This window comes from Paenibacillus sp. Mc5Re-14 (assembly GCF_001049835.1).
In the GTDB taxonomy this organism is placed as follows: Bacteria; Bacillota; Bacilli; order Paenibacillales; family Paenibacillaceae; genus Paenibacillus; species Paenibacillus polymyxa_C.
Genome location: NZ_CVPD01000001.1, coordinates 418,938 through 431,146 on the forward strand (window position 1 = coordinate 418,938; position 12,209 = coordinate 431,146).

A 12,209-nucleotide genomic window follows, 5' to 3' on the forward strand; every position below is an offset into this window, starting at 1 on the left:
ATTCCCTCCGTTGATCTGAAAGTATGTTATTTGATGTCAGGCAATCTCAGCTTCATCGTTGTCCAACTTGACAGATACGAGTTTAGAAACCCCGCCTTCTTCCATCGTAACCCCGTACAGCACATCGGATTCTTCCATGGTGCCCTTACGGTGTGTAACTACGATAAACTGTGTCTGCTCTGAGAATTCCCGTAAATACTGAGCAAAACGCACCACATTTGCTTCGTCTAATGCTGCCTCTACTTCATCGAGTACACAGAATGGAACAGGTTTAACGTGTAAAATGGCAAATAATAAAGCCATTGCTGTTAGAGCCCGTTCACCGCCTGACAACAACTGTAAGTTTTGAAGTTTTTTGCCTGGAGGCTGAGCTACAATGTCAATGCCCGTCTCCAGCAAACGTTCCGGATCAAGCAACACAAGGTCTGCACGTCCGCCTCCGAACAGCTTGGAGAAAACCGTTCCAAATTCGCGACGAATCGCATCGAACGTGGTCTTGAAGCGCTTGGACATTTCATCATCCATTTCACGAATAACCTGATAGAGCGTTGTCTTGGCCTCTACCAAATCAGACTTTTGCTCATCAAGAAACGTATAGCGCTCATGTACACGCTGGTATTCCTCAATAGCACCCAGATTGACCTCACCCAGCGCAGATATCCCGCGTTTGAGCCTTTCCACCTCACTCTGCGTACCTTCAATATCTTCCGGTATAGGGTAACGTTGCTTGGCCAGCTCATAGCTGAGTTCATAATCATCACTTAATTTTTTCAAAACATTTTCCAGTTCCACATCAAGTCGGTTTACTCCAATTTCTGTTTGGCGAAGCAGTTCCTCCACCGACTTAAGCTGAATTCGCTGTTCTTTTGTGTCATTCTCAGCAACTTCCAGTTTTTTGGACAAGCTGCTGCGTGCAGCCCGTTTGAATTCCAATTGCTCTGCAGCTTCTTCCTTTTTCAAACGGTATTGATTAAGATTCTCAATTTGTTTCACGGTCTCCTGCTCATTGGTGAGCAAATCCGCTTCGATGGAAGCAAGCAAGGTCTTGTTTTGTCTTGAATCCTTACCAAGGGTATCATAATCCCCACGCAGTCTGCGAATCTGCTCTTCCAATGAAAAGCGCTCTTGGTCCAACTTGCCTTCTCTTACCTTGAGATTGGTGAGCTCTCCTTGCAGCTGCTCTTTGGCTGATTCATTCGCTTTACGAGCAAATTCGGCAGCGTGAATGGCTTGATGCGTTTTCTTCTCTTCTTCCTCCAGCGCAGCCAACTTTACCAGTGCTTCTGCACGGGAAGCTTCCAACTCCTTGATTTCCTGGTCAAAGCCTTTTTTCTCCTGGCCAGACGCAGCTACCTGCTCCAGAACATGACGAAGTTCATGCTCAATTTGTTTGAGCTCCATTGCCATCTGCTGCTCTTCGGTCCGCTTCACATCGCCGCCCTGGCGCAATTCATCCAGACGGGTCTGTGTCTCCTCCAACTGTCGTTTGGTATCTATTGCACTCTGGCGCAACCTTGCAATTTGCTGTTCCGTATCTAGAATGTCTTGATCCAACTGATCCAGCTGACGTTTACGGCCCAGCAGATTAGCATTTTTCTTGAACTGGCTCCCCCCAGTCATGGAACCACCTGCATTGACAACATCGCCTTCAAGCGTGACAACACGATATCTATATTGACAACGGGCCGCAATACGATTGGCATCTTCCAGCGTACGGGCAATGACCACATTCCCCAAGAGACTGCCTACGATTCCGGCATATCGATCATCGTACTGAATAAGATCTGCACCGATCCCGACAAAGCCTTCTGCGCTTTCCACAATTTGACGTTCTCCAGCACCGATCTGTCGCGGGCGGATAACGTCCATAGGCAAGAATGTCGCTCTGCCCAATTGACGTTGCTTTAGAAAACTGATCGCCTGTCTGGATACCGATTCATTTTCCATTACAATATGCTGAACTGAAGCGCCCAAAGCGGTTTCCATCGCCTGCTCTAAATGCTCAGGTACCCGAATCAGCTCTGCTACTGCTCCATGCACACCGTGCAAAGTCCCCTTGCGTGAAGCCTTTAACACCTCTTTAACTCCGAGCATGAAGCCGTCAAAGTCATCCTGCATTTCTTTCATCGTATCTCGCCGTGAAATTTGAGCCTCACGTTTTTGTTCCCATTTACGAACCGTGCCCTGGTTTTCTTCCAGTAGTTTTTGCAGGGCCTGGTACTGTTCACTTCCCTGAATATAGCCACTGCGCAAACTGCTAATTTCCTGTCCCAGCTTCTGAATCGTCGCTTCCAATCCTTTTTTGCGCTGTTCAAGTTCAGCTTTCTGGGCTTCCCATTTGCCGGATTCATCACTGACGCGATTCGCTCGGCGTTCCAACGCTTCCTTCTGTTGGTCAGTATAACGAATTTCGTTACGCGCCTGCGCCATCTGATTCATCAGCTCCAGCAGACCACCCTTTAGGCTTTCTTCCTGCTCCTGGCTGATCCCACCTGTGACGCCAATCAGTTTGGCCTCTTCATCAGACAGACGCGCACGCAACTCGTCCAGCTCTACATTCAGCGCTGACAGCTTTTCGTTCAGCTGATCCAGTTCGCTTTTGCGTTCGGAATGCCGTGATTCGCTTGTGCTGAGGGATAAGATCAATTGTTCCCGATTGGCCTCCAAATTGCGTGTGCGCTCTTTGAGCAATTCACCGTAGCCTTCACTTTTTTCTGTAGCTTCACTGTATTGCAGCAGATCCTTTTGCAGACGTTCTACTTGCTCTTCCAGCTGCCGTAATTCATTACGATCGTTTTCCAGCATTGCATCATGGCGGGACACCACTGTAGACAATTGAAGCTGCTCTTGCTGCAACAAAGCTAGTTTGGAAGTCGCATCGCTCCATGAAGTGTGAATTTGTTCAATTTGATGGACGTACATCGAAATTTCTTTTGATTTTAATTCACTGCGCAGCTCTTTAAAATGAATCGCCTTTTCAGACTGCTCCTTAAGAGGTCCAATCTGATCCTCTAGTTCACTGACCAAATCGTGAATGCGCAGCAAATTTTGCTCTGTTTCATCCAGCTTGCGAACTGCATCTTTTTTACGTGATTTATATTTTACGATACCCGAGGCTTCCTCAAAAATACCCCGTCGATCCTCAGATCGGGTACTCAAAATTTCTTCAATACGTCCTTGCCCAATAATCGAATAAGCTTCTTTACCAATCCCTGTATCCATAAACAGCTCAGTAATATCCCGAAGTCTGCATGATTGACGATTAATGAAATATTCACTATCCCCACTCCGATGCACACGTCGCGTTACCGTCACTTCACCAAAATCCAGAGGCAATGCCTGATCTTCATTATCTAGCGTAAGTGATACTTCACCGTAATTAACAGCCTTACGAGCATCACTACCTGCAAAAATAATGTCCTCCATCTTGCCGCCACGCAGTGATTTGGCACTCTGTTCGCCCAACACCCAACGAATTCCGTCGGAAATATTACTTTTTCCACTCCCATTGGGTCCGACGACTGCCGTAATGCCGCGGACAAATTCCATTTCCGTTTTATCTGCAAACGATTTGAAGCCCGCCAGCTCAATGCGCTTTAAAAACATGCTCAATCTCACCTCTAACATTCAAATATGCTTGTACAACTTCATTGACCTGATTGATTGAATTATCCTTATTGTAGCATAAGACTAATTTGAAAAAAGCACAGTATCGACGTTCACCTTACAGCAGTAAAGCCACGAAAAAAGAGCAAAACGCAGTCCATTCGCCATTATGGGCCGGGACTCCCCGCGGACTGCCCTTTGCTCTTACTTTGTGTCCTCTGCTTGCGTCACCCGTTCGGGCCGCTCAGGTACCGATTACGATTCCGCCAGCTTCAAACGGTTTAAAGCAACTGCCGCCGCTTGCTGCTCAGCTTCCTTTTTGGAGCGTCCTGTACCTGCCCCCAGCCGTTCGCTGTCCATATATACCTCGGCTACAAACTCGCGTTCATGGGCAGGTCCGCGTTCCTCGACAATCTTGTATTCAAGCATCCCCATGTTATGATGCTGCGTCAGTTCCTGAAGCTCTGTTTTGAAATCACTCATCTGAAGCTTACCGTTTAATACAATTTGAGGAAAAATATAACGTTCTAGAAACGACCGGACGGCTTCCAGACCCTGATCCAAATAAAGCGCGCCTACGAACGCCTCGAACACATCAGCCAACAGAGCAGGACGAGTACGTCCGCCTGTCAGCTCTTCACCTTTTCCAAGCAATACATACTGCCCAAACTCAAGCCCGACAGCAAACTTCACCAAAGAAGGCTCACAGACAATAGCTGCACGCAACTTGGTTAGTTCGCCTTCGGGCCGGTTAGGGTACTGATTGTACAATTGCTCAGACACCGTCAGTTCCAGAACAGCGTCACCCAGAAATTCCAGACGCTCATTATCTGCATGCTGACTGAACCGATGTTCGTTTACGTAGGAAGCGTGCGTAAAAGCCTGCTTCAGAAGCTGCCGATTGTTGAATTGAATATGAAGTTTCTGCTGTAATTGCTTCAAGTCTCCACTCAACGAACTGACCCCTTACGCTTCATATTTTTTTAGAATAACCGTAGCATTGTGACCGCCAAAACCAAAGGAATTGGACATAACCACATTCAGTTCCGCTTTTCTCGGCTTATTAGGTACATAATCAAGATCACAAGCCGGGTCTTGATTATCCAAATTAATTGTTGGCGGAATTGTCTGATGTTGGAGCGCAAGACCACAAATTACGGCTTCAACGCCTCCCGCTGCACCCAGAAGATGCCCTGTCATCGACTTGGTTGAACTGATCGCTACCTTATAGGCATGCTCTCCAAGCGTTTTCTTAACTGCTTCCGTCTCCGATTTGTCACCAACCGGCGTAGATGTACCATGTGCATTGATATAATCGATATCTTCAGGATTCAATCCAGCATCACGGATCGCCATTCTAATGCAGCGTGCTGCTCCCTCTGGATCAGGCTCCGTCATATGATGGGCATCGCCTGAAAGACCATAGCCAATCACTTCGCCGTAAATATGTGCACCACGCTTCAAAGCATGATCCAACGATTCCAGAATCAGTACACCAGAGCCTTCGCCCATAACAAATCCGTCCCGTTCGGTATCAAATGGACGACTTGCCTTTTCCGGCTCATCGTTACGTGTGGACATCGCTCGCATGGAGCAAAATCCAGCAATACCAATCGGACGAATCGTTGCTTCGGCACCGCCGCAAATCATAGCGTCAGCGTCACCGCGCTGAATCATGCGGAAGGAATCACCGATAGCATGACTACCTGTGGCACAAGCCGTAACTGGCGATGTATTGGGACCCTTAGCACCGAGTGAGATCGAAACTTGACCGGAACCCATATTAGCAATCATCATCGGAATGAAGAAAGGGCTTACGCGTTTAGGTCCCTTTTCGATCAGTGCATTATGCTGATCTTCCCAAGTGCCCAATCCGCCAATACCAGAACCAACAGATACACCAACACGCTCAGCATCCACATTCTCTCCGATTACGAGTTTGCTGTCCTCAAGCGCCAATTTACTAGCAGCAACCGCGAACTGCACAAAGCGGTCCATTTTACGCGCATCCTTACGATCGATATAATCCTCTGGATTAAAATCTTTAATGGAAGCGGCTATTTTCGTAGTGTATTCACTTGTATCAAAAGCTTCGATTTTACTGATACCAGATTTTCCAGCCATCAGATTATCCCATAGTGTGTTCAAATCCTGTCCCAGCGAAGTGATTACACCCATTCCTGTTATGACAACACGTTGTTTCAAAGATAATCACCTCTATGTCTACTGCAAATTGTATTTTTAGTTCGCACACGCTTGTGTACAAAAATAATATAGAATCAACTAAAGTTAGTAATGCCGCATTATACTCAGCCCTTGACGAAGTGAAGCTGAGATGAAGTCAAAAACACGCGACAATTCCGTCTTTAGTTCAATCTGTATAATTAGGAGAAAGTCCCGCCTGTAACAGAACGGGACTTTTGATGACATGAATTAGGTATGAGATTGTATGTACTTCACAACTTCACCTACAGTTGTAATTTTCTCTGCATCTTCATCAGAGATTTCCATATCAAACTCATCTTCCAATTCCATAACCAATTCAACTACATCGAGAGAATCAGCGCCTAAATCATCTTTAAAAGATGCTTCAAGTGTAACTTCGGCTTCGTCGGCTCCCAAACGGTCAACGACAATGCGTTTTACGCGCTCCAATACATCGGACATCCGGCTCACCTCCTCCTTATGGTATTATACGAAAATTACAATTAAAATGCCATAGAAGAGAGTTTTCATTAACTACTCTCCATCGGGGCATGCGGATTGGCAACAAGAACTACATATACATGCCGCCATCCACATGCAAAGTCTGGCCCGTCATATATGAGGAAGCATCCGAGGCCAAGAATAGCACCACATCTGCAATTTCCTCAGGCCGTCCAAGACGGGCCAGCGGAATACCGCTAAGCATATTGTCACGCAAATCATCAGCCAGCACCTGCGTCATTTCAGTATCAATGAATCCAGGAGCCACACAGTTCACTGTAATTCCTCTTGAGGCAAGCTCTCTAGCAGAGGATTTAGTAAGACCAATCACTCCCGCTTTAGCAGCGACATAGTTGGCTTGTCCTGCGTTACCAAGTACACCAACAACGGAAGAGATATTGATAATTCGTCCAGAACGCTGCTTCATCATTGGGCGTGTGGCCGCCTTGAGACAATTAAACACACCCTTAAGATTCGTTTCGATCACCTGATCGAATTCCTCTTCTTTCATCCGCATGATTAAATTATCTCTTGTTATGCCAGCATTATTCACCAGGATATCAATCTTGCCCCAAGCGCCAATTACATCCTTGATCAACTGATCAGCTTCTTCAGCACGTCCCACATTAGCCTGAACTGTAATAGCTTCTACACCTTTGGCACGAATCAGCTCTGCTACCTCAGTCGCAGCCGCTTCGCTACCAGCATAATTTACTGCGACATTAGCCCCTGCTTCAGCCAGCGCCAGTGCGATACTACGGCCAATTCCGCGCGACGCTCCCGTAACCAGCGCTGTTTTTCCACTCAATGGCTTAGACATCATAGTCCTCCCTTGCAAGTATTTAACCCGTAAAGGCAATCATTAATACTTTTAGCGGGCTTCCAGGGCTTCTGTTATAGAAGCAAACGACTCCAGGCTACTCATGTTATACAGCTTAACCGTTTTGTCAATCTTTTTAACCAGTCCGGTCAAAACACTTCCCGGTCCAAACTCAACAAAGGTGTCCACACCTTGTTCCAGTAACCATGCTACGCTGTCTTCCCATAGTACCGGAGAATAGACCTGTTCCACCAACAGTTGGCGAATTTCACTTCCCTCACGTACAGGTTTTGCTGTCACATTGGTCACAACCGGAATCTGGGCTTCAGCAAATTTCACAGTCTCCAATTTACCGGAGAGCTTGTCCGCCGCTTCCTTCATCAATGACGAATGAAAAGGTCCGCTGACCTCCAAAGTAATAGCACGCTTACCGCCTGCTTCCTTCACACGTTCAGCGACGGCAGCTACGCCCACCTTTGTACCGGATACAACAATCTGTCCGGGACAGTTGATGTTGGCCAATTCAACCAGTTGGCCAGACTCCGTAATATCACGGCACAATGCTGCCAATGCTTCACGATCAGCTCCCAGCACAGCAGCCATCCCGCCTTGTCCATCAGGAATGGCCTGCTCCATAAACTGACCACGTGCACGAACAGTCTCAACTGCATCCTCAAATGTGAGAACACCGGAAGCCACTAGCGCACTGTATTCTCCTAGACTGTGCCCAGCCACATAATCAGGGCGGATGCCCTTTTCCTTGAACGCTTCATACAACGCAATGCTCGCCGTTAACAGTGCAGGCTGCGTATTGGATGTTTGCTTCAAGGCTGTGTCAGGCCCTTCAAATATCAGTGTGCTTAGCGCGAAACCCAAACGTTCGTCCGCTTTACGGAATACTTCTGTTGCAGCTGGAACTGCTTCATAAGCATCTTTAGCCATACCTACAGCTTGTGAACCCTGACCGGGAAATATAAATGCCGTTTTGCCCATCGTGCATGCACCTCTCTGTATCCAATGCTTCTTCTGTAAAACACCAGACAAATTCAATATTATATCAAAAATTCCACTTAATTACCAGATAAGAACCGACGCACCCCAGGTCAAACCGCCGCCAAAGCCCACCATTAGTATACGGTCGCCTTCCTTCATGCGGCCTTCCTCAGCTGCTTCCACAAGAGCGAGAGGAATAGATGCTGCGGATGTATTCGCATATTTATTAACATTAATAACTACCTTTTCCTCTGGCAAATCCAAACGTTGCATTGCGGATTGGATGATTCGGATATTGGCTTGATGCGGAACGAACAGATCGATGTCGTCTTTGGACATCCCAGCTTTCTCCAACACATCAACCGTTGCTGTTCCCATAACGCGAACCGCGAACTTGAACACTTCGCGTCCGTTCATGTAAATATAGTGCTGTTTATTTTCCAGTGTATTCGCACTCGCAGGCAAACGTGAGCCCCCAGCTTCCAACTTGAGCAAGGTGCCTCCAGCGCCTTCAGCCCCCAGATCAAAGGATTGGAATCCTCTACCTTCAGGTACTTCACCAATCACTACAGCTCCTGCTCCATCTCCGAAAAGAACGCAGGTGTTGCGGTCAGTATAATCTGTAATCCGGGAAAGGCAGTCTGCACCAATAATTAACGCATTGTTATAAATACCTGTCTTAATGAAACTCGTTGCCGTAGCCAGCCCGTACACAAAACCCGAGCATGCAGCAGACAAATCGAAAGCCGCTGCGCCTTTGGCCCCCAACTTGTCCTGAAGAATGCAAGCAGTTGACGGAAATGCCATATCTGGTGTAACCGTAGCTACTATAATCAGGTCCAGATCTTGTGCCGTCATACCCGCAGACTCCAACGCCTTAACTGCTGCTTCATAAGCCAAATCAGATGTAGCCTGCTCTGGAGCAGCAATATGGCGCTCCTGAATCCCTGTACGGCTAACAATCCACTCATCACTTGTTTCAACGATTTCTTCCAAATCTTTATTGGTCAGAATTTTCTCAGGTACGTATTTCCCTGTTCCGATAACACCAACCGGCCGTAATTTATTCATATCGTCACTCACTTCCTGCTGATTTCCTTGGATATACTTTCCACCAACCGGTTTTGCAAGGCCGTACGAGCCTGCCTTACCGCATTTTTGACGGCAATGCCATCAGACGAACCGTGACTTTTTAAGACGAGTCCGCTCAACCCCAACAAAGGAGCCCCGCCGTGCTCTTTATAATCCAGTTTCCCCTTCAGACCCCGAAGCTCAGGCATAATCAAGGCCGCTGCAAGCTTGGTCTTTAAGGATTTGGTGAACTGCTCTTTAAGGAGAGAAAATATCGCTCCAGCTGTTCCCTCTAGCGATTTTAGCATAATGTTTCCGGCGAATCCGTCACACACCAATACATCACAATTTCCAGTTAACACATCTCGGGATTCAACATTCCCCACAAAATTGACAGGTAACTGCTCAATAAGTGGAAATGCCAACTTTGTCAGTTCGTTGCCTTTTCCTGCTTCAGTCCCAACATTCAGCAGACCCACTCTTGGAGAAGCCAATCCGTGAACCTTCTGACGGTACAAGCTCCCCATCAGTGCATATTGGGCAAGATGTTCAGGCTTGGCATCCATATTGGCCCCCAAGTCCAGCGCCAGTATACCTTGATCATCAATCGTTGGTATCATCGGCGCGAGAGCCGGACGTTCAATGCCCTCCATTCTTCCAACCACTAGCAATCCTGTAGTCATCAGAGCGCCTGTATTACCTGCGGATATCATGGCATCCGCTTCACCTTCTCTAACCATTCGACCCGCTACGACCATTGAGGCATCCTTTTTACGCCGCACTGCCTTTACAGGCTCGTCCTGCGCATCTATCGTTTCGGACGCATGGCGAATGGTGAGGTTCGTCGGCAGCGCCCTGCCGTTCAAAACCGATTCAATCCGTTCCCGGTCACCAACCAGCGTAATGTCTGTATCCTTCCATTCCGCCGCCGCAGATAACGCGCCCTCTACTGTCGCCTCAGGAGCATTATCTCCCCCCATGGCATCAATGGCGATCCGCATGCTGACTTCCTCCTTCGCTATACTCTTCCTCCGTGGAGCGATAAATGACAAAGTTGCCTTGGAACACCATTTCTTCTCCTACGTAGGCAAACACTTCCACTTTGGCCTTTCCTTTTTGTTCTGGATTTGAGCGTACATATGCCTTGGCAATACATTTTTCACCCAAATGAACCGGACGAACAAAGCGAATATCCGCTGAAGCGGTCAATGCTATCTCATCGTTAATTACGGCAACGGCCAATGAATTGGCCTGCGCAAACACATAATGTCCTCGTGCAATGCCTGTGCGTGAAAAAGTATGTTCCTCTTTAATTTCAAAAATCGAAATACCACTTCGATCCAACTGGAGATCAACGATGTCCCCAATTACTTCATGTAAAGGCAAGGAACGAACCTGATCGTAGGAGCGCTCAGCCATCAGCTTTAGCCGCTCCCGCAATTCCGGGATCCCCAGTTCCATCCGGTCCAACCGAATGGTCTGAATGCTTACCTTCAGCTGTCTTGTCAATTCCTGATCCGTCACGAACGGATTATCATCAATTAATTGAGTCAGCCGTTGCTGTCTCTGTCTCTTCGGCAAACGTTCGATATCAGTGACGCCTCCTTTCCCTACAGTAAACTGCCGTTCAGCCGACAGTTCAGGTTACTTTACGTTCTAACGGCTAAACTTCAAGCCGGTTTGTCTTCTTGTATGTATAAAGGAACCTCTTAGGCCCTTCTTTCTTAGAACCTGGTACTAAAACAGTATATAGCATGCTGACGCAAAAAGAAAGCATGCTGATAAAAAAAGTAGCGCCTCACTGTAGTGAAGCGCTACTTTCTCTGCGAATATTCCAAAGAATCCGCTTATCGGACATTATTGAGAGATGATCTCTCTAGCTTTGTACGTTCCGCAAACTTTGCACACATGGTGAGCAAGTTTCAATTCGCCACATTCGGAGCATTTCACCATACCTGGTACTTCCAGTTTAAAGTGAGTACGACGTTTGTCGCGACGAGTTTTGGATGTTCTCCGTTGAGGTACTGCCATTATTCCCACCTCCTTAAACAGATCAACCCCGCATAACGGGTATGACTTCTTATCTCATTCAAGACCGAAAGAAAATGCCAGAAGACAATGATCTTACAGCCGGTGAATCAAGCCTGCAACATCCACGTATCGGTTCAATAACTTCCCGGCACAAGCGGATGATGATTTTTTTCAGAATTGAACTCAATTCTCATTTAAAAAAATCCTTAAGCCCTGCCAGACGCGGATCAATCTTTTCCGTATCACTATCGTTACTGTCGTCGGAGCCAAGGCTCCAGTCTTGTCCAGCCGCTGGCGCGATGCCCTGACAATCCTCACTGCATACAGGCGCAAACGGCACATGCAGTACAAACAGTTCTTCACAATACGGTGCAATGTCGAAGGAATCCTCCGTCACTGCGATAAAATCGCCATCTTCATCCTCCTCTTCAACACTTGAAGATGAGGTTTGCTTAAACCGTTCACGAAATTCAATTTTCAAATCCTCGTGCATCGGGCTCAAACAGCGTGAGCAAAGCATGTCCAGACCTGCGGTCAACTTGCCTTCCACACTCATCGAGCCTTGACCCAGACTAACGGCGACCAAGTCGGTCTCCAGCGGGGAAACGGCTGTAACATCAGCACGATCATCCACCAATTCACTCACATTAAGAGATTCACGGATAGGAAAGGGACCGTCACTTGTTGCTACTTTGCGAAAAAATAGTTGCATCACTATCACTCCAAACAAACAAAAATTATTATAACGACTGATCGAGTCGTTTGTCAACACCTTTCACTTTACACCACTTACAAATCCATTGGTTTTCCAATGGTTCGGTAAGATCTACGCGGATGCAAAAATGTGTTGTATTCATCATGTACCTGTGAGTATTCGTACCCCCGCCACTCTTCGTGTACAATAATGCGAGTATAAAGCTTTTTGCTCTAGGTCTCAATGGTCTTGTTGAAGTGCATGATGAAATACCAGATAGCTGCCCTG

At 47.1% G+C, this 12,209-nt stretch carries 11 protein-coding genes; all 11 read right to left on the minus strand.

Going from position 1 to position 12,209, the window contains the following annotated elements:
* Window positions 1–36: 36 nt before the first annotated feature.
* The 11 genes from smc to BN1546_RS01865 all read right to left on the minus strand — a co-directional run bounded on the left by smc (window position 37) and on the right by BN1546_RS01865 (window position 11,939).
* Window positions 37–3,606, minus strand: a complete 3,570-nt coding sequence (gene smc, locus BN1546_RS01815) for a chromosome segregation protein SMC (RefSeq protein ID WP_090735555.1) — start codon at window positions 3,604–3,606, stop codon at window positions 37–39.
* A gap of 255 nt (window positions 3,607–3,861) precedes the next feature.
* On the minus strand, window positions 3,862–4,560 hold the full coding sequence (gene rnc, locus BN1546_RS01820; protein WP_013309856.1) for a ribonuclease III: 699 nt from the start codon (window positions 4,558–4,560) through the stop codon (window positions 3,862–3,864).
* A gap of 12 nt (window positions 4,561–4,572) precedes the next feature.
* Window positions 4,573–5,811, minus strand: a complete 1,239-nt coding sequence (fabF, locus tag BN1546_RS01825; RefSeq protein WP_013370641.1) for a beta-ketoacyl-ACP synthase II — start codon at window positions 5,809–5,811, stop codon at window positions 4,573–4,575.
* 228 nt (window positions 5,812–6,039) lie between these two features.
* Entirely contained in the window at window positions 6,040–6,273 is a 234-nt protein-coding gene (locus BN1546_RS01830; protein WP_007429985.1) for an acyl carrier protein, read from the minus strand.
* A gap of 109 nt (window positions 6,274–6,382) precedes the next feature.
* Window positions 6,383–7,132 (minus strand): 3-oxoacyl-[acyl-carrier-protein] reductase, encoded by a 750-nt coding sequence (gene fabG, locus BN1546_RS01835; protein WP_013370640.1) that lies wholly within the window; start codon window positions 7,130–7,132, stop codon window positions 6,383–6,385.
* 51 nt (window positions 7,133–7,183) lie between these two features.
* Window positions 7,184–8,125: an ACP S-malonyltransferase gene (gene fabD, locus BN1546_RS01840; RefSeq protein WP_090735558.1), complete on the minus strand. Its 942-nt coding sequence runs from the start codon at window positions 8,123–8,125 to the stop codon at window positions 7,184–7,186.
* 81 nt (window positions 8,126–8,206) lie between these two features.
* The gene (locus BN1546_RS01845) at window positions 8,207–9,196 is read right to left on the minus strand and encodes a beta-ketoacyl-ACP synthase III (protein ID WP_090735561.1); all 990 of its coding nucleotides are present in this window, start codon (window positions 9,194–9,196) and stop codon (window positions 8,207–8,209) included.
* Between the two features lie 8 nt (window positions 9,197–9,204).
* The gene (gene plsX / locus BN1546_RS01850) at window positions 9,205–10,197 is read right to left on the minus strand and encodes a phosphate acyltransferase PlsX (RefSeq protein WP_025676841.1); all 993 of its coding nucleotides are present in this window, start codon (window positions 10,195–10,197) and stop codon (window positions 9,205–9,207) included.
* Window positions 10,181–10,777: a transcription factor FapR gene (fapR, locus tag BN1546_RS01855; protein WP_014599659.1), complete on the minus strand. Its 597-nt coding sequence runs from the start codon at window positions 10,775–10,777 to the stop codon at window positions 10,181–10,183. The genes plsX and fapR overlap by 17 nt, the downstream gene beginning before the upstream one ends.
* Window positions 10,778–11,053: 276 nt before the next feature.
* Window positions 11,054–11,227 carry a 50S ribosomal protein L32 gene (rpmF, locus tag BN1546_RS01860; RefSeq protein WP_013370634.1) on the minus strand — a complete coding sequence of 58 codons (174 nt, stop codon included), beginning with the start codon at window positions 11,225–11,227 and terminating at the stop codon, window positions 11,054–11,056.
* 190 nt (window positions 11,228–11,417) lie between these two features.
* Complete coding sequence (locus BN1546_RS01865; protein WP_064963117.1) at window positions 11,418–11,939, minus strand: YceD family protein; 522 nt, start codon at window positions 11,937–11,939, stop codon at window positions 11,418–11,420.
* Between the last annotated feature and the right edge of the window lie 270 nt (window positions 11,940–12,209).